The following is a 16804-nucleotide window of genomic DNA, read 5'->3' on the forward strand; positions in this document are numbered from 1 at the left end:
TTACTCCCACCGGATCCGGGGGTCCAGCCAGGCGTGCACCAGGTCGGTGAGCAGCTGGACGGTGACGTGGACGGCGACGATCAGTAGCAGCAGGTCCTGCACCACGGGGTAGTCGCGGCGCAGCACTCCCTGTTCGACGAGCTGGCCGAGTCCGGGCCAGGCGAAGATCCGCTCGACCAGCACGGCCCCGGCCACCAGGTGGCCGATCTGCAGGCCGAGCACGGTGACGGCGGAGGGCAGCGCGTTGGGCAGGGCGTGCCGCCACACGATCCGGCGGCGGGAGACGCCGACGGCGGTGGCGGTGCGAACGTAGTCCTCGGCGAGGGCGCGTTCGATGCCGTCGGTGAGGTAGCGGGCGAGGACGGCGGCGCTGGGCAGGGCGAGGCAGACGGCGGGCAGCAGCAGGTACTGCAGGGCGAGGTCGGGGGCGTCGAGCAGGGATTCGTGGCCGCCGGCCGGCAGCAGGCCGAGGGTGACCGCGAACAGCAGCACCAGCAGCACGCCGGTGACGAACGGCGGCACGGCGAGGACGGCGGTGGTGAAGGCGCGGACGGCGGCGCCGACCGGCCGGCGCCGGGCGGTGGCGCCGAGGACGCCGAGCGGCAGGGCGATCAGGACGACCAGCAGCAGGGCGGCGGCGGTGAGTTGGGCGGTGGCGCCGAGGCCGTCGGTGATCAGGTCGGTGACCTGCCCGCCGATCGCGTAGCTGGGTCCGAGGTCACCGCTGAGGAGTTGGCCGAGCCAGTGCAGGTACTGCTCGAACAGCGGCCGGTCCAGGCCGAGTTGCGCCCGGATCGCGGCCACGGCCGCCGGTCCGGCGTCCGGTCCGGCGAGCGTGGTGGCCGGGTCGCCGGGGATGAGGCGCAGGATCAGGAAGACCAGGAAGGAGGCGAGGAGGAGGACGAGCAGGGCGGAGGGGAGCCGCTTGAGGAGGAAGGTGCGCATCGGGGTCCGGGTCCTCCGGTCAGGCCGTGAGGTAGGCGTCGTCGAGGTTGAGGTAGCCGAACTTGTTGAGGGTGGCGCCGCGGGCCCTGCCGACCGCGACCTCGGTGAGGCCGGCGATGGCGAGGTCGATCACGAACTGCTCGTCCAGCAGCACGTCGGTGATCTGTCCGTAGAGCGCCCTGGCCTCGGGGCTGTCGCTGTCGGGTCGCTGCCAGGCGCGCCGGACGATGTCGGTGTAGGCGGGCGAGGTGAAGCGGGAGCTGTTCTTCGCCTCGTTGAACGGGTAGGCGCTCACCGCCAGGGTGGCGGGGTGGAGTTGGGCGAAGCCGTGGCTCAGGGTCCACAGCGCGGGCATGCTCTGCGCGATCAGCTGCTTCTGCATGGTCGGCGAGTCGGTGGGCTGGAGGACGGTGTCGATGCCGACCTGCTTGAGGTCGTACTGGAGGATCTGGGCGACGGCGGTGTTGCCGGGGTCGTTGCTGTGGCCGAACGGCAGGCTGATGCCGGTGAGTCCGGCGTCCTTGAGCAACTGCCGGGCCCGGTCGGGGTCGTGGTGGTAGTGGCCGGCGGCGTCCGCGCTGTACGCGGGGGAGGACCTGGGCCACGGGGTGGCGGAGACGGTGCCGTAGCCGCCGAGCGCCTGCTCGACCAGCCGCTCGCGGTCGACGGCCCAGGCGATGGCCTGCCGCACCCGCTTGTCGGAGACGTGTTCGGCGGTGAGGTTGGCGCCGATGTAGTAGGCGCCGGAGCCGGTGTCGTAGGGCGTGATGCGGAACTGCGGGTCGCTGCGGAGGGTGGCGATGTCCTTGCCGCGGATGCTGTAGGAGAGGTGGGTCTGACCGGTCCGGAGGGAGGAGAGCAGCGACTCCGCCTGCGGGATCACGCGGATCTCGACGCCGTCCAGGTAGGGGCGGCCGGGGTTCCAGTACTTCTCGTTGCGGGCGAAGGTGATCGAGCTGCCGGGCTTGCGCTCGGTGAAGGTGTAGGGGCCGGTGCCGATCAGCTTCGTCCCGGCGAAGGCGTCCTCGACGGTTTCCGAGTCCGGGACGATCATGAACTCGAAGAGGTCGAAGAGATTGCTCACCGGATGGGCCAGGACGAGGGTGAGCTCGAAGTCGCCGTTCTTGCGGAAGTCGGTGACGGCGGCCGCGGTCGACCTCAACTGGGCCGAACGGGCCGGGTTCTGGAGGTTCCTGACGGCGAACACCACGTCGTCGGCGGTGAACCGGCGGCCGCTGTGGAAGGTGACGTCCTCGCGCAGCCTGAGCGTGACGCTCGCGCCGTCCGGGGCGACCTGCCAGGAGGTGGCGAGCTCGGGCTGCGGCCGGAGCCTGTCGTCGTAGCGGGTGAGGGTGTTGAAGACCAGGCGCTGCACGAGGGTGTTGGCGCTCTGGGCGAACAGCAGGGCGGGGGTGAAGTCGACGCCGGTGCCGACCGTGAGGACGCCGCCGCGGCGCGGGCCCGCCGCGTCGCCGGTGGCCTGTCCCGCGGCGGTGTCGGCGGCCGAGCGGCAGGCGGCCAGGGAGAGCAGGCCGGCCCCGGCGAGGCCGCCGCGCAGCAGTGTCCGGCGGGACAGGGCGGGGGCGATGGGGAAGCTGGTCACGAGTGGGGTCCTCTGCGGGAAGGGGCGTGCGGTGTCGGCGGGTGAGGGGTCGGCCGGTGCGGCCTGGCGGCGGCGGTCAGGGCGTGCACCGGACGGGCGTGGAGGGCGGTGAGCGCGGCGGCTCCGGCGGCCACGGCGAGAACGTCGGCGCCGCGCTGCTGGGCGATCAGCAGATCGGCGTCCCGCCGCAGGTGCGAGCGGCGGGCGAACTCGGTGCGCACCACGTCCAGGTAGGCCGGGTCGAGCAGGGCGAAGGTCTCGGTCAGGACGAGCAGGTCGGGATTGACCACGTCGGCCAGCAGGGCGAGCGCGCGGCCGATGGTCTCCGCGCGCCGCCGCACCAACCGGTCGGCGCGCGGGTCCCCGGCCCGGACGGCGGCCATGAAGGCGGCGCGGTCCGGCTGTTCGGTGATCCCCTCGGCGGCCGCCGCCTCGAACAGCGTGGTGTCCGAGGCGGCGACCGCCAGACAGCCGGTCCGGCCGCAGTGGCAGAGCCGGTCGCTGTCCGGCACCGGCAGATGGGCGACGTCCCCGGTCGGTGACGCCGGGCCGACGTGCACGGTGCCGGCCACCGCCAGGGCCGCGTCCACCACGTGACCGACGAACAGGTGCACCATCGAACGCCGGGCCGCCGGGTGTCCGAACAGGATCTCCGCCCGGGCCAGCGCCCGGGCGTGGTTGTCGACCTGGACGGGTAGTCCGGAGGTCTCCGCGAGCAGGGCGGCGAGCGGCAGGTCCTGCCACCGCAGCGGATCGTGGCGGACGACCAGTCCGCGTTCCCGGTCGACCGAGCCGCCGGTGACCGCGCCCAGGCCGACCACGGTCCGGCCGTCCGGCACGGCGGCCAGCAGCCGGGGCAGCCGCGCCAGCAGGGGTCGCAGCACGGCCCGGCCGGTGCGGCCGCGATTGCCGAACTCCTGCCGGTGGAGCACGTTTCCGCGTGGATCGAGGAAGGCGAAGGTGGAGTACGGCAGGCCGATGTGCAGCCCGGCCACGGCGATCCGGCCGGTGTCGACGTCGACCGGGAGCTGTGGCCGGCCCACCGCCCCGGGGCCGGGGGCGGTCGGCCCGGGCCGCTCGCGCAGCAGCCCGAGCCGGACCAGGTCGACCACCTGGCGGGAGACCGCGGCCGGGCTCAGGCCGGTGAGCGCGGCCACCCGGCCGCGGGCCACCGGACCGTGGTCCAGTACCGCCCGCAGCACGGCGGCGGCGTTGACGTCCCGCCGGGCGTCCCCGGTGCGCGGCCCGCCGACGGATGTGGTGGGGGCGGTCTCGGTGGCCATGCTTCGCCTTCCCCGGTTCCGGTTCCCGCTCGGCCCCTCTCAGCCCCGGTCGGTGGCCGGGGTGACCGCGGCACCGGCTCCGGCGGCCTCGGCGGCGGCGACCTTGGCGGCCTCGGCGGCGGCGGTCTCCAGCTCCTCGGCCGGCACCAGCCCGGCCACCCGGGGCGGCTCGGCGGGCTCCAGCAGCCGGCTCGGCGTACCGTCCACGCCCACCGGCAGGTCGCCGTCCAGGGTGATCCGGCGGACCAGGCGCGGCTCGTCGCCGTAGTCGTTGACGGCGTAGTGCTGGGTGGCGCGGTTGTCCCAGATCGCGACGTCGCCGACCTGCCAGTCCCAGCGCACGGTGTTCTCCAGCCGCTCCACGTACCGCTGGAACAGCGCGATCAGCGCCTTGCTGTCGGCACCGGAGACACCGTGGATCCGCTGGGCGAAGGCGCCGAGCAGCAGGTTCTTCTCACCCGTCACCGGGTGGACCCGGACCACCGGGTGCTCGGTCCTGAACGCGGTCGAGACGAAGACCTGCCGGAACAGGTTCGCGATCTCGGCGTTGTCCGCCAGCTCGGGGCGCAGGGCGAGGCTGGCCGCGTAGTCGTAGTCGTTGGTGTGCACGGCGCGCAGCGACTCGGCCAGCACCTTCAGCGGCTCCGGCAGGTCCTGGTAGGCGGCCGCGGTGTTGGCCCACACCGTCGAGCCGCCGGCCGGCGGCAGCTCCAGCGCCCGGAGGATCGACGCCTTGGGGTAGGAGGGGACGAAGGTGACGTCGGTGTGCCAGTTGTTGGCGCGCACGCCCTTGGTGGCGTCCAGTTCGAAGACGTACCGGCCGTCCGCGCTGGGGACGGTGGGGTGGCCGACCGGGTGGCCGAGCAGGCGGGCGAACGCCTCGTGCCCGGCGTCGTCGAGGTGCTGCTGGCCGCGGAAGAACAGCACCTTGTGCTCGTGCAGGGCGGCCTCGATCGCGGCGACGGTGTCGGCGGGCAGGTCGCCGCCGAGGTGCACGTCGTGGACGATCGCGCCGATCCGGCCGGCGGCCGGGGTGAGGCGGAGCTCGGTGGTGGTGGCAGTGGACATGGCGGATCCTCGACTCTCTGAAGGAGGTTGGACGTGGAGACGGTGGATGCGGCGAACGCGCGGGTGAAGGGGGAGCGGGTGCGCGGACGCGGCCCGGCCGGTGCGGACGCGGGCGGGGCACGGCGGGGTGGGGCGGGCCGCGGCGGGGTGGGGCGCGACGAAGGGCGCACGGATGCCGTGGCGGGGCAGGACGGCCGGAGTGCGGCCGGGACTCAGCGGGCGAGCGCCCCGCGACAACAACAGCGGCGGCGGGCCGGGGCGACACGGTGAACGGTGCGGGTGATCATCGGCCCTCCTTCCGCTGTCTCGGGGTGCTGCGACGGGTGCCGCGGTGGGTGCCGCCACGGGTGCCGCGGTGGGCGCCGCGACTGGGCTCGGCGCTCATCGTGCTGAAGCCCGCGGTTCCCTGTCAATCACCCGTTCCGCCTGCTGGGAAGGGGTGTTGCGGCCGGGTGACGCCGCGTTGCGGGAGGCTTTCGGGCGATGACGCGGCCGCTGCGACGGCGTGTTCCCGCCTGTCGCGGGCGTGTCGGGAGGACTAACTTTCGCAGCGGAAATAATCGTGGGCAGTCGAAGGGCCCGCCCGGACAGTGTCCGGACGGGCCCTGCTGTCGCGAGGGGTGCCGGTGGTGGGCCGCACGACCGCGCGGCCCACCACCGGTGTGGTGCTTCGGCTCAGTAGAAGACGACGGAGAGCCGCGCCGGGCCCGTCTCGGTGGTGGTGTCGCAGAAGTAGACGACGGCCTGGTGGCTGTTCACGTACGCCTGGCCGGCCGCGTGGCAGGAGGCGGCGGTCGGGTAGATGCCGATGTAGGTGTAGGTGGCCGCCTGGGCGCTCGGGGCCGCGATCAGGGCACTGCCCGCCATGATTCCGGCCACGGCAACGCTGGAGAGGGCCTTGCGAAGCGACATGAGTGGTCTTCCTCCCATTGGTGAGCGCCGGGCCGGTGCCCCTGCGCTTCGCCGAGGAGCCTCCTCCGAATGTGAACGCCGGGCAATGGTCGAGACCAATTCCGACCGGAATCGATGTGGTGTTCCTGTGACGATGCAGGTCACAGGCTCGCCTGGCAAGCTGACGATCATCTTCCGGACAGTTCTTGCACTGTCCGGCACCTGACAGGCGGTCGCGGTCGCCCCGGTCGCGGGCGGCTAGGCTCCCATCAGCCGGGCGAAGTCCAGGCCGAGGCTGCCGAGGACGGGGAGCGCGCCGAGGTCGGTGACGGCGCCGACCGGGATGCTGTATCCCTGGTTGACCTCCCGGGGCTCCGGTGCGGCGGCGGCCGGACCGGCGAGGGCGCCGGACAGTACGGCGGCGAGGGTGGCGAGCAGGGCGAAGGTGCGCAACGGGGCCTCCGAGGACACGGGATCGGGCGCCCTGCTGAACGCGCGGGGAGTGGTGCGGTCACGCATCGTCCCTCCGTCGGCCGAGCGAGTAAAGCATCCTCACTTGTGTTCATGACAACATGTCAGATGTCTGTACCAGTTGTGGATGCTCTGCCTACTGTCCTTTCCAGTCACCGAACTGGGAGGGTACACATGCGAGTTGTCCCGAACCTCCGGATCCTGGCGGGCGTCCCGCTGGCCGCCGCCGCGCTGGTCGCGCTCACCGCCGGCACCGCGAGTGCCGCGATACCGATCAACAAGCCCATGAGCGGCAAGGCCACCTACTACAACGACGCCGGCTACGGCGCCTGCGGCACCCAGATCAACGCCGGCAACCAGATGCTGGTCGCCGTCTCGCACACCTGGTGGACCAGCGCCAACCCCAACAACGACCCCCTCTGCAAGGGCATCTCGGTCAAGGTCAGCTACCAGGGCAAGACCGTCACCGTGCCGGTCAAGGACAAGTGTCCGTCCTGCGACGCCTCCCATCTCGACCTCAGCCAGCCGGCCTTCGCCCGGTTCGCGCCGCTCGGGCAGGGCGTGATCAACGGTCTCACCTGGCAGTTCGTCAAGACCGGACTCGCGGGCGAGAGCATCCCGCTCTCCGAGCCGATCACCGGTTCGACCATCGGCTGATTCGGCGCACCCCGGTCGCCCGCCCCCGCCGCGGCCCCCAATGTCGGCGGGTGCGGGCACAATCGGCACCGACCGCGACCGGCGCGACCTGACCGGCCGGCGCGACCCGGACGATCGGCACGACCCGGACGACCCGGACGACCGGCGCGGCCGGAGTGACGACGGAGGAGCGGCGGACATGGCGCGGTACATCACGGTCACGGCGGCCGTCACCATCGCCGAACCCCGCCTGCGGGCCTATCTGCGCGCGCCGCTCGCCCCGGCCTCCGCCTGGCCCGAGTCCGACTGGGCGGCCCTGTGCACCTCCTGGTCCGACCGGGCCCTGTGCGGTCGGTACCTCGCCGAGCTCCCGGCCGCCGTCGCCGAGTGCGACAGCTGGCTCGACGGCGACCACGCCGACCACCTCCTCGACCTGGCCGGGCACGACGACCTCGGTCTCCGTCACGACGCCGCCACCGGCGCGCTCACGCTCGACCTCGACACCCGGGTCGACTTCGAACTCCCCGGCATGATCTGGGCGTTCACCGTCCTGCGCGGACTGGCGGAGGTGATGGCCGAGGGCGACGGCGGACTCCTCGAACTCACCCCCGACTGGACCGGAGGCACCTCGTCGATGCTCCTGTCACCGCGGCGCTCCACCTTCCTCGACCCGGCCCGCGACGCCGCCGCCCTCGCCCTCGCCCGCGACACCGCCTTCGACGTGCGCTGCGCCGTCCCGGAGCGGGGGGAGGACGAGTCGGCGGCCGGGCTCCTCGAACGCCTCCTCGGGGCCTGAGTCCCGCACCCGCCCCTGCCCCTCCGGAGCCGGGCCCACCCTCGCCGCGCACCTGACAGGGTGCAGCGAGCGGGCACCGGATTCTTCCAAGCTGGCGGTGGTTCGACCCCGTCCTCCGGGCATAGCGTCCGGGAAACTGTCGGCGTGAGAGCGAGGTCGGGTTCCGTGGTGTCCGGTGGCACGGGTGTGAACGGCGGAGTGTCCTTCTGGTGGGGTCGGCTCGGGGTGCCCGACACCCGGCCGCCCCTGCCCGGCAACCGCGAGGTCGACGTCTGCGTGGTCGGCGGCGGCTACACCGGCCTCTGGACGGCGTACTACCTCAAGAAGGCCGACCCGGGCCTGCGGATCGCCGTCCTGGAACAGCGCTTCTGCGGCTACGGTGCCTCCGGGCGCAACGGGGGCTGGCTCTACAACGGCTTCGCCGGCCGCGGCGCCTTCGCCCGCCGCTACGGCCAGGAGCCCGCCGCCGCGATGCAGCGGGTGATGGACGAGGCGGTCGGCGAGGTCGCCGACACCCTCGCCGCCGAGAACATCGACGCCGATCTGGTGCGCGGCGGCGTCCTGGAGGTCGCCCGCACCCCCGCCCAACTGGCCCGGCTGCGCGCCTTCACCGAGGCCGAACGCGCCTACGGCGCCGACCGCGTCCAGGTGCTCGACGCCGCGGACACCGCGCGGCGGCTGAACGTCGCCGGGGCGCTCGGCGGCGTGTGGAGCCCTTACGGCGCCCGGGTCCAGCCGGCCAAGCTGGCCGCCGGCCTCGCCGACGTGGTGGAACGGCTCGGTGTCGAGCTGTACGAGAGCACTCCGGTGACGGAGATCCGCGGCGGCCGCAGGCCCCGGGCCGTCACCGCGCACGGCACCGTCACCGCCCGGTACGTGCTGCGCGCCACCGAGGGCTTCACCTCCGGCCTCGCGGGCGAACGCCGCACCTGGCTGCCGATGAACTCGGCGATGATCGCCACCGAGCCGCTCCCGGCCTCCTTCTGGGAGGAGACCGGCTGGGAGGGCCGCGAGGTGCTCGGCGACTTCGCCCACGCCTACATGTACGCGCAGCGCACCGCGGACGACCGGATCGCCCTCGGCGGGCGCGGCGTCCCCTACCGCTTCGGCTCCCGCACCGACACCGACGGCGCCACCCAGCCCGCCACCGTCCGCCAGCTGCGGGAGATCCTGCACGAGTTCTTCCCCGCCGCCCGCACCGCCAGGATCGAGCACGCCTGGGCCGGGGTCCTCGGCGTCCCCCGCGACTGGTGCGCCACCGTCGACCTGGACCGCCGCACCGGCCTCGGCTGGGCCGGCGGCTACGTCGGCAGCGGCGTCACCACCACCAACCTGGCCGGCCGCACCCTGCGCGACCTCGTCCTCGGCCACGACACCGAACTCACCCGGCTGCCCTGGGTCGGCCACAGCGTCCGCCGCTGGGAGCCCGAGCCCTTCCGCTGGCTCGGCGTCCACGCCCTCTACGCCGCCTACCACCTCGCCGACCGCCGCGAAGCCACCACCCGCCGCCCCACCACCTCCCCCCTCGCCCGCCTCGCCGACACCATCGCCGGCCGGTAGTGACGAAGGAGGACGCCCGGCCCCGCCGCCACGACGGGGCCGGGCGCCCGACCTCCGGCTACGGCAGGTAGACCTGCTGCCAGTCCAGGGAGGTCATGGTCAGGGCAGCCTCGGCGAGGCGGCGGGCGGACTCGGTCTTGAGGCCCGCGAGGCTGCTGTCGATCCAGGGCTGCACGTTCCGGTAGCCCTGCTCCCGGTACTCGACGGCCTGGAGCAGGCATTCCAGCTTGTCGGCGTCGTGCGCGACGACGACCTCCGGGCTCTCGCCGTTCTCGTACTCCTCGACGATGCCCCGGACCCCGTCCGCGACGGCGGGGTGCGCGGCACTCACCTGGTCGGCGGTCACCCGCTCGTTCGAAGCGGCGGTGAGGTAGCGGCGGCCGATGTGGGGGATGTCGCCGACGCGGGTCTCCTGGGTGTCGTGGAACAGGCACATCAGCGCGACCTTGGCCGGATCGGCCCCCTCCATCATGGCGAGCACGGCACCGACGACGCCGGCCCGGAAGGAGTGCTCGGCGATCGTCTCCGGATCCTTCACCCCGGCGATCCACCATCCCGACCGCTTCGCCCGCTTGAGCATCCCCGCTTCCAGGAGGTACCCCGCGGTGCCCTTGGCCTGCCTGTCGTCCGCCTGCGTCTCGTCCGTCATCGCCGTCCTCTGCCGAGTCTGATCACGTACCGGTGCAGTGACCGCCTACCCGCAGACCGTAGTGCACAGACTCCAGCTCCCGGCGGGACTCGGAGGAGAGCGATCCGCCGTCCAGCAACGCGGTCACGGTGTAGGCCAGTTCCCGCGACACCTGTGGGTCGGCATCGAACAACCCACGACGCGACAGAGTGAGGGCCCACAACGAGTGGACGTAGAGGTCGGTGTACTCGACCGCGCGGTCGAGCCGCTCGGCGAAGGCGCGGAAGAGGGAGGAGGATCCCCAGGCGGGCCGCTGCCGCTCGGCCATGAAGGCATCCGAGGTCTGTGGCCGGCAGTCCAGCCCGAGCCAATGCGCCCAGTAGTTGAGGTTGGCGGCCTCGGCGTCGTCGTGATCGGTGAGCGAGCGGTCGATGAAGTCCCGCATGAGCCCCGGATCGCCCTGGCGGGCCATGGCCGCCGCCACGGAGCGGACCTCGGCCCAGCGCGGTGACCAGCCCGTCGCGACGGCGGTCATCGTGCCCCTTCGCCGCATGCCGTGAAACCACTCGGCGGCGTCCCAGTCCCGGTCGTAGGACGACAGGTACCAGAGCTGGCGGCGAAGCAGAGCAGCCTCGTCACCCGCCCGCTCCACCGCCTCGGCGGTGGAGCGGAGGCTCCCGAAGAACGCGGTCCGCAGGTTGCGGTCGAGCAGGGGCGCCGAGGCGACCGGTCCCCGGCGCGCGGCGGGGGCGCCGGAGTGAGCCGCCACCAGAGCCGGGACCACCCCGCTCACCGCCCAGCCGATCAAGTGCGTGGTGTCCCGAGTCAGCACCCAGCTGGCCAGCGGGTGCTGGTCGGGATCACCGCCCGGCCCGGTACGGATGATGTCGCCGAGGAGCAGATCGGCCTCCATCGCGGTGGCCAGCAGGGACACCAGGGTGCTGGGCGCTCCGAGCAGCAGGAGCTTTCGGCGAAGGACCACGAGATTCCCGGCCTTGGTCGCGGAGAGCGGGCGGCGCCCCGATTCCCAGCCCTGGACCGTGCTCTTGTCGACACTCAGCCGCTCGGCCAGTTCCTCCTGGGTGCAGGGGATCTGTTCGCGGACCACTTTGAACAGGAAGCCCGTGACGGTTCCTTGCGGCACCGGAGCGGCCCGCTGACGACCGCCGGTCGGTGTTCCTCGGAACGGCGGAGGTGAAGGAGCGGCCATCGGGGGCCTCCCAAGGCGATTCGGACCCTGACAACGCGTACTGGCAGTCAGTCGGACCGGTTGTTCACGCACCGTAGCGTGAACAGCACGGCATCGGCTCTGCCCGGCTGGGGCAGCGTACGGCCAACGTGCGCTCGCGTGGGCACGAACAGCCCGATGTCACCCACCTCGGGGACATGTCGATCGGACGCCCCTCGAAGGGGCTCTGCGTACTCACCACCTGCACTGGAGCTGTCATGCCGTCGAATGCGTCGAAGGCCGCCCCGCGTCACGCCGTTCCGGCCGGAGTACGAGCGGCGCTCGTGACACCGGAGGTTCCGCGAAGAGCTTGTTGCGAGGCCGGGCCGTGTCCGGCGACTGTGGCCTTGCCGTACCTCGCCGAGTCGGTCGCCGTGGCCCGGGGGATGGTGCGGGAGAAGCTTGCGGAGTGGGGGCTGCCGGAACTGGCCGATGCTGCCGCGTTGGTCGTCAGCGAGCTGACGACCAACGCGGTGAAGACGGGCTGCCGTCGTCGGATGCTGGTCACGGTTCGCCAGGTCACTGCCGTCAGGATCCGGATCGCGGTCAGGGACGGGTCACGGACGATGCCGATTCTGATCGAGGCGGGCGATGACGACGAGGGCCACCGGGGGCTGGCGCTCGTCCATCTGCTGACGCGCGGCCAATGGGGTGCCAGCTTGGAGTCGTTGGGAAAGGTCGTGCACGCCGATCTGGTCCTGCGTGCCCCGAACCGGGGCTGACGTGGACGAGCGGGAGCGAATCACCGACCCGGCGCGGGTGTGGCGGGCCTGCGGAGTGTCGGTGGCGGGGATGGTGGTGCTGTCGGTGCTGTTCGCGGTCGTCCTGGGACTCGTTCGGGGCTGAGCCGGCGGAGGTCCCTCCGGTCGGGCGCCGGGCGGCGCCCGACCGGAGCGGGAGGGGCTCAGGCGCCCACGTAGTCCGCCAGGTGCTGGGCGGTGAGGGTGGAGCGGGCGGCCACGAGGTCGGCGGGAGTGCCCTCGAAGACGATCCGGCCGCCGTCGTGACCGGCGCCGGGGCCGAGGTCGATGATCCAGTCCGCGTGGGCCATGACGGCCTGGTGGTGCTCGACCACGATGACGGACTTGCCGGAGTCGACCAGGCGGTCCAGCAGGCCGAGCAGCTGCTCGACGTCGGCGAGGTGGAGGCCGGTGGTCGGCTCGTCGAGGACGTAGACGCCGCCCTTGTCGCCCATGTGGGTGGCCAGCTTGAGGCGCTGGCGCTCGCCGCCGGAGAGGGTGGTGAGCGGCTGGCCGAGGCTGACGTAGCCGAGGCCGACGTCGGCCAGGCGGGTGAGGATACGGTGGGCGGCGGGGGTACGGGCCTCGCCCTCGGCGAAGAAGGAGACGGCCTCCGCCACCGGCATCGCCAGGACCTCGCTGATGTCCTTGCCGCCGAAGCGGTACTCCAGCACCGAGGAGTCGAAGCGGCGCCCCTCGCAGTCCTCGCAGGTGGTGGCCACACCGGCCATCATCGCGAGGTCGGTGTAGACGACGCCGGCGCCGTTGCAGGTCGGGCAGGCGCCCTCGGAGTTCGGGCTGAACAGGGCCGGCTTCACCCCGTTGGCCTTGGCGAAGACCTTCCGGATCGGCTCCAGCAGGCCGGTGTAGGTGGCCGGGTTGCTGCGCCGGGAGCCGCGGATCGGGCTCTGGTCGACCGACACCACGTCCTCGCCCGGCGGGACCGAGCCGTGCACCAGGGAGCTCTTGCCGGAGCCGGCCACACCGGTGACGACGACCAGCACGCCGAGCGGGACGTCCACGTCGACGTCGCGCAGGTTGTGCGCGGAGGCGCCGCGGATCGGCAGCTTGCCGGTCGGGGTGCGGACGGTCGGCTTCACCGCCGCCCGGTCGTCCAAGTGGCGGCCGGTCACCGTGCCGGCCGCGCGCAGGCCCGCCAGCGGACCCTCGTAGCAGACCGTGCCACCGGCCGAGCCCGCGCCCGGGCCGAGGTCCACCACATGGTCGGCGATCGCGATCACCTCGGGCTTGTGCTCCACCACCAGCACCGTGTTGCCCTTGTCCCGCAGCTGGAGCAGCAGGCCGTTCATCCGCTGGATGTCGTGCGGGTGCAGGCCGGTGCTGGGCTCGTCGAAGACATAGGTGACGTCGGTGAGCGAGGAGCCCAGGTGGCGGATCATCTTGACCCGCTGCGCCTCGCCGCCGGACAGGGTGCCGGCCGGACGCTCCAGCGAGAGGTAGCCGAGGCCGATCTCCACGAAGGAGTCCAGGGTCTGCCGGAGCGCGGCCAGCAGCGGCGCCACCGAGGGCTCGTCCAGGCCGCGCACCCACTCCGCGAGGTCGCTGATCTGCATCGCGCAGGCGTCGGCGATGCTGATGCCGCCGATCTTCGACGAGCGGGCGGCCGCGGTGAGCCGGGTGCCCCCGCAGTCGGGGCAGGCGGTGAAGGTGACCGCGCGGTCCACGAACGCCCGGATGTGCGGCTGCATCGCCTCCCGGTCCTTGGCCAGCATGGACTTCTGGACCTTGGGGATCAGCCCCTCGTAGGTGAGGTTGATGCCGTTGACCTTCACCTTGGTCGGCTCGCGGTGCAGGAAGTCCCGCAGCTCCTGCTCGCCGTAGTCACGGATCGGCTTGTCCGGGTCGAGGAAGCCGGACCCGGCGTAGATCCGGGTCATCCAGCCGTCACCGGTGAAGCCGGGGACGGTGATCGCGCCCTCCGCGAGCGACTTGGAGTCGTCGTAGAGCTGGGTGAGGTCGATGTCCGAGACCGAGCCCCGGCCCTCGCAGCGCGGGCACATGCCGCCGGTGACGCTGAAGCTGCGCTTCTCCTTGACGGTCTTTCCGGCGCGCTCGACGGTGACCGCGCCGGCCCCGCTGATCGAGGCGACGTTGAAGGAGAACGCCTTGGCCGAGCCGATGTGCGGCCGCCCCAGTCGGCTGAACAGGATCCGCAGCATCGCGTTGGTGTCGGTGGCGGTGCCGACGGTGGAGCGCGGATCGGCGCCCATCCGCTGCTGGTCGACGATGATCGCGGTGGTCAGGCCGTCCAGCACGTCCACGTCGGGGCGGGCCACGGACGGCATGAAGCCCTGGACGAAGGCGCTGTAGGTCTCGTTGATCAGCCGCTGCGACTCGGCGGCGACGGTGTCGAACACCAGGGAGCTCTTGCCCGAGCCGGAGACGCCCGTGAACACCGTGAGCCGGCGCTTCGGGATCTCGATGCTGACGTCCTTGAGGTTGTTCTCCCGCGCCCCGTGCACGCGGATCAGGTCGTGCGTGTCCGCGGCGTGCGGCTCGGGTGCCTGCGCGCCGTTGCTCCTGGCCGTGCTCATCGTCTCTCCGGTCCTCTCGCCGTGCCCTCGGTTCCGATCCAACCACCCGGGTACGACAAACGGTGTTCGGGGACTGCTCCGGCAAGGGGACAGTCCTAGGCCGGTCGGCGCCCGTGCGCTGGCGGGGGGCGGGGGCGCGTCGCACCGTGGTGACGGGAGCCGGAGAGCGGGAGTCGGAGAGCGCGAGCCGGACAGTGGGAGCCGGGTGCGGGAGGCGGTCAGGTGCGGGTTCGGCGGGCGTGGCGGGCGGCGGCGGGTGCGGCCGCCCTCGTACTGGGGATCGGCGCGGCCCCGGCCGCGGCCGCCGGGCTGCGGCCCACCTGGACGGTGGCCGTGGTCGACCAGGCCGCCCGCCGGGTGCTGGTGCTGGGCGCCGAGCGGCCCGCCGGACCGGCCGCGCTCCTGGGCCCGGACCGCCGGCCCGCGGTGTGGTCCTGGTCCGCGGACACCGCGCCCGGCCTCGACGACCTGGAGCCGCGCCGGACCTGGAGCATGCCGGACGAGGCCAAGAGCCGGGTGCGGCACGGCCGCAGATACCTCCTCACCACCGCCTCCGGCGGGCTGGCCGCCGTCGTGGACACCACGACCGGCGCCGCCGTCTGGGCCGTCGACACCGGGTCGGCCAACCCGCACAGCGCCGAGCTGCTCCCGGACGGCAACGTCGCGGTCGCCGCCTCGGGCGGCGGCTGGGTCCGGCTCTACGCGGCCTCGCTGGGACCGCGCAGCACCGTGCACGCCGAGTACCGGCTGCCGGGCGCGCACGGCGTCCAGTGGGACGCGCGGAGCGGGCGGCTCTGGGCCCTCGGCGACGACACCCTGACGGCGCTGCGGGTGGGCGGCACGGCGGCCGCGCCGACGCTGACCGCCGAACGGTCGGTGCCGCTGCCCGAGTACGGCGGCCACGACCTGGCCCCGGTGCTCGCCGCGCCGGGCCGGTTCTGGGTGAGCACGGCGGCGCACCTGTGGCGGTTCGACCCGGCGGCGGACCGCTTCACCCGGATCCGGTTGGCGGACGAACGGGCCGAGCGGGACATCAAGAGCGTGGGCGACGAGCCCGGCACCGGGCGGCTGCTCACGGCCGCCCCGGATCACGCGGGCCCCTGTACCTGGTGCACCTCGGTGCTCACCCTGCACCGTCCGGACGGTGTCCGGTACCTGCCCGGCGCCCAGCTCTACAAGGCGCGCTGGTGGACCAGTTGGGGGAGCGGGGCATGACCGTCCGGCCGGGGGCCGACGCTGGGGGAAGGGCCGAACGGGGTGGCATTCGGTGGATGCGGCTGATTTTATGCAACGTCAAACTACTCCAATGGTGGTCAGTTTCCGCTCCCGTTCCGAATACCTCCCCGAAGCGCGCCGGGCTGGGATAGCGTCCATAGCGCCGGGGGGAACCGAACCCGCTCGCAGGGTTCGCACATCCAGAAATGCCGTAACCGTTTAGGGAGAGAACTGTGCGCAATTTCGTTTCCGAATCCAGGTCCGAGAACGTCGACGAACTCAGGCTCGCGGTCGACTCGCTCGCGGCCTTCCCGGCCGACGGCGCGGCCGGCCGGTCGGACGTCCCCGAGCGCCTGGCGGCGGTGGCCGAGCTGTGCCGGGCGGTCGACGGCGTGCTCGACAGCCTGGTCGTCCGGGCTGCCGCCGAGGCCGCCGAGGAGGGCTGGACCGCCGCCCGGATGGCCTCCGAACACGCCGTCTACTACGCGCGGTTGCAGCGGGCGCTGCTGCCCACCGGTGCCGCGGCCGAACACCGGTGAGCGCGGCACGGAACCGCGAGGCGGATGCCAACGCCCACGTCCTGGCCTGCCCCACCCGGTGGAGCGACGTCGATGAGAACGGGCACATCAACAACGCCCGGCTGGTCTCCTACGTGCAGGAGGGAATTTACGACCTCTTCTGTCACCACTCGACCGCCGTAAGGGAATCCCTTTTCCCGTCCGGATTCCTGATCGCCCGGCACGAGATCGATTATCTGGAGCAGCTGCACCACGGGCCGGAACCATTGCTGGTACGGCTGAACGTGGAACGGCTCGGACGCAGTTCCGCGCATGTCGTGGTGAATGTGTGTCGTGACCCGCACACCTTTATGCGGGCGCGGACCGTGGTGGTCGCCCGGGACCGGGTCTCCGGCCGTTCCCGCACGCTCAGCCCGCCGGAGCGGCGGTTCCTCTCCGGCTTCCTGGCCGACGAGGCGGGCGTCGCGGTGCCGTCCCGGCCGGGAGTGAAGTCCCCTCGCGGGGCCCTGGTCGCGGCCTCCGCCGGACACCACCAGCCCCGCCGGCGCCTGCCCGGCCTGAGCGCGCTGACCCGGGGTGTTCCCGTGGGGTCGTACCGGCACCGCGCGCGCTGATCCCCCCGGGCGGGCCGGGTCGGCCGACGCCCGGCACAGGAAGTCGACTGGGG

At 72.8% G+C, this 16804-nt stretch carries 17 protein-coding genes; 8 read left to right on the forward strand and 9 right to left on the reverse strand.

Annotated features, from left to right (window positions below):
* From ACIQ9P_RS32635 to ACIQ9P_RS32660, 6 genes are all read right to left on the reverse strand, one after another.
* Positions 1–945: an ABC transporter permease gene (locus tag ACIQ9P_RS32635; protein WP_402364404.1), complete on the reverse strand. Its 945-nt coding sequence runs from the start codon at positions 943–945 to the stop codon at positions 1–3.
* A 19-nt stretch (positions 946–964) separates the two neighbouring features.
* Positions 965–2548 (reverse strand): ABC transporter substrate-binding protein, encoded by a 1584-nt coding sequence (locus ACIQ9P_RS32640; RefSeq protein WP_402364406.1) that lies wholly within the window; start codon positions 2546–2548, stop codon positions 965–967.
* Entirely contained in the window at positions 2545–3831 is a 1287-nt protein-coding gene (locus ACIQ9P_RS32645; RefSeq protein ID WP_402364409.1) for an ROK family transcriptional regulator, read from the reverse strand. Before ACIQ9P_RS32645 ends, ACIQ9P_RS32640 begins: the two co-directional genes overlap by 4 nt.
* 39 nt (positions 3832–3870) lie before the next feature.
* On the reverse strand, positions 3871–4899 hold the full coding sequence (locus tag ACIQ9P_RS32650) for a TauD/TfdA dioxygenase family protein (RefSeq protein ID WP_402364412.1): 1029 nt from the start codon (positions 4897–4899) through the stop codon (positions 3871–3873).
* 675 nt (positions 4900–5574) lie between these two features.
* Positions 5575–5811: a hypothetical protein gene (locus ACIQ9P_RS32655; protein ID WP_402364414.1), complete on the reverse strand. Its 237-nt coding sequence runs from the start codon at positions 5809–5811 to the stop codon at positions 5575–5577.
* A 237-nt stretch (positions 5812–6048) separates the two neighbouring features.
* The gene (locus ACIQ9P_RS32660; RefSeq protein WP_402364417.1) at positions 6049–6309 is read right to left on the reverse strand and encodes a hypothetical protein; all 261 of its coding nucleotides are present in this window, start codon (positions 6307–6309) and stop codon (positions 6049–6051) included.
* A 126-nt stretch (positions 6310–6435) separates the two neighbouring features.
* Here ACIQ9P_RS32660 and ACIQ9P_RS32665 point away from each other — a divergent pair, with 126 nt between their 5' ends.
* From ACIQ9P_RS32665 to ACIQ9P_RS32675, 3 genes are all read left to right on the forward strand, one after another.
* Positions 6436–6918, forward strand: coding sequence for a cysteine/serine endopeptidase inhibitor (locus tag ACIQ9P_RS32665; RefSeq protein ID WP_402364420.1), 483 nt, complete (start codon positions 6436–6438; stop codon positions 6916–6918).
* A 178-nt stretch (positions 6919–7096) separates the two neighbouring features.
* Positions 7097–7693 carry a hypothetical protein gene (locus ACIQ9P_RS32670; RefSeq protein ID WP_402364423.1) on the forward strand — a complete coding sequence of 199 codons (597 nt, stop codon included), beginning with the start codon at positions 7097–7099 and terminating at the stop codon, positions 7691–7693.
* 168 nt (positions 7694–7861) lie between these two features.
* On the forward strand, positions 7862–9253 hold the full coding sequence (locus ACIQ9P_RS32675; protein ID WP_402364567.1) for an NAD(P)/FAD-dependent oxidoreductase: 1392 nt from the start codon (positions 7862–7864) through the stop codon (positions 9251–9253).
* Positions 9254–9311: 58 nt separating this feature from the next.
* On the opposite strand, the gene ACIQ9P_RS32680 is transcribed toward ACIQ9P_RS32675, so the two are convergent.
* Together ACIQ9P_RS32680 and ACIQ9P_RS32685 are read right to left on the reverse strand one after the other, a co-directional pair.
* Positions 9312–9902: an HD family hydrolase gene (locus ACIQ9P_RS32680; protein WP_402364426.1), complete on the reverse strand. Its 591-nt coding sequence runs from the start codon at positions 9900–9902 to the stop codon at positions 9312–9314.
* A gap of 22 nt (positions 9903–9924) precedes the next feature.
* Entirely contained in the window at positions 9925–11025 is a 1101-nt protein-coding gene (locus ACIQ9P_RS32685) for a helix-turn-helix domain-containing protein (protein ID WP_402364429.1), read from the reverse strand.
* Positions 11026–11456: 431 nt separating this feature from the next.
* Here ACIQ9P_RS32685 and ACIQ9P_RS32690 point away from each other — a divergent pair, with 431 nt between their 5' ends.
* Both ACIQ9P_RS32690 and ACIQ9P_RS32695 read left to right on the forward strand, forming a co-directional pair.
* Positions 11457–11831, forward strand: a complete 375-nt coding sequence (locus ACIQ9P_RS32690) for an ATP-binding protein (protein WP_402364432.1) — start codon at positions 11457–11459, stop codon at positions 11829–11831.
* A gap of 1 nt (position 11832) precedes the next feature.
* A complete protein-coding gene (locus tag ACIQ9P_RS32695) occupies positions 11833–11955 on the forward strand; it encodes a hypothetical protein (protein ID WP_402364435.1) in 123 nt (40 codons plus the stop codon).
* Positions 11956–12013: 58 nt separating this feature from the next.
* Here ACIQ9P_RS32695 and ACIQ9P_RS32700 read toward each other — a convergent pair whose 3' ends face one another.
* Complete coding sequence (locus ACIQ9P_RS32700) at positions 12014–14404, reverse strand: ATP-binding cassette domain-containing protein (RefSeq protein ID WP_402364438.1); 2391 nt, start codon at positions 14402–14404, stop codon at positions 12014–12016.
* A 222-nt stretch (positions 14405–14626) separates the two neighbouring features.
* On the opposite strand from ACIQ9P_RS32700, the gene ACIQ9P_RS32705 reads away from it, so the two are divergent.
* The 3 genes from ACIQ9P_RS32705 (at position 14627) to ACIQ9P_RS32715 (ending at position 16751) form a co-directional block, all read left to right on the forward strand.
* Complete coding sequence (locus ACIQ9P_RS32705; protein WP_402364441.1) at positions 14627–15619, forward strand: DUF6528 family protein; 993 nt, start codon at positions 14627–14629, stop codon at positions 15617–15619.
* Positions 15620–15852: 233 nt separating this feature from the next.
* Positions 15853–16158: a hypothetical protein gene (locus ACIQ9P_RS32710; RefSeq protein ID WP_402364444.1), complete on the forward strand. Its 306-nt coding sequence runs from the start codon at positions 15853–15855 to the stop codon at positions 16156–16158.
* Complete coding sequence (locus ACIQ9P_RS32715) at positions 16155–16751, forward strand: acyl-CoA thioesterase (RefSeq protein WP_402364447.1); 597 nt, start codon at positions 16155–16157, stop codon at positions 16749–16751. The genes ACIQ9P_RS32710 and ACIQ9P_RS32715 overlap by 4 nt, the downstream gene beginning before the upstream one ends.
* The last annotated feature ends 53 nt before the right edge of the window (positions 16752–16804 follow it).

It is taken from the genome of Kitasatospora sp. NPDC094019, from assembly GCF_044764505.1.
In the GTDB taxonomy this organism is placed as follows: domain Bacteria; phylum Actinomycetota; class Actinomycetes; order Streptomycetales; family Streptomycetaceae; genus Kitasatospora.

What these genes read in the sequence shown, in the direction of transcription:
- ACIQ9P_RS32635 (WP_402364404.1), bottom strand. Translation starts at nt 945, where the DNA reads ATGCGCACCTTCCTCCTCAAGCGGCTCCCCTCCGCCCTGCTCGTCCTC.
- ACIQ9P_RS32655 (WP_402364414.1), bottom strand. Translation starts at nt 5,811, where the DNA reads ATGTCGCTTCGCAAGGCCCTCTCCAGCGTTGCCGTGGCCGGAATCATG.
- ACIQ9P_RS32700 (WP_402364438.1), bottom strand. Translation starts at nt 14,404, where the DNA reads ATGAGCACGGCCAGGAGCAACGGCGCGCAGGCACCCGAGCCGCACGCC.
- ACIQ9P_RS32660 (WP_402364417.1), bottom strand. Translation starts at nt 6,309, where the DNA reads ATGCGTGACCGCACCACTCCCCGCGCGTTCAGCAGGGCGCCCGATCCC.
- ACIQ9P_RS32645 (WP_402364409.1), bottom strand. Translation starts at nt 3,831, where the DNA reads ATGGCCACCGAGACCGCCCCCACCACATCCGTCGGCGGGCCGCGCACC.
- ACIQ9P_RS32670 (WP_402364423.1), top strand. Translation starts at nt 7,097, where the DNA reads ATGGCGCGGTACATCACGGTCACGGCGGCCGTCACCATCGCCGAACCC.
- ACIQ9P_RS32665 (WP_402364420.1), top strand. Translation starts at nt 6,436, where the DNA reads ATGCGAGTTGTCCCGAACCTCCGGATCCTGGCGGGCGTCCCGCTGGCC.
- ACIQ9P_RS32650 (WP_402364412.1), bottom strand. Translation starts at nt 4,899, where the DNA reads ATGTCCACTGCCACCACCACCGAGCTCCGCCTCACCCCGGCCGCCGGC.
- ACIQ9P_RS32680 (WP_402364426.1), bottom strand. Translation starts at nt 9,902, where the DNA reads ATGACGGACGAGACGCAGGCGGACGACAGGCAGGCCAAGGGCACCGCG.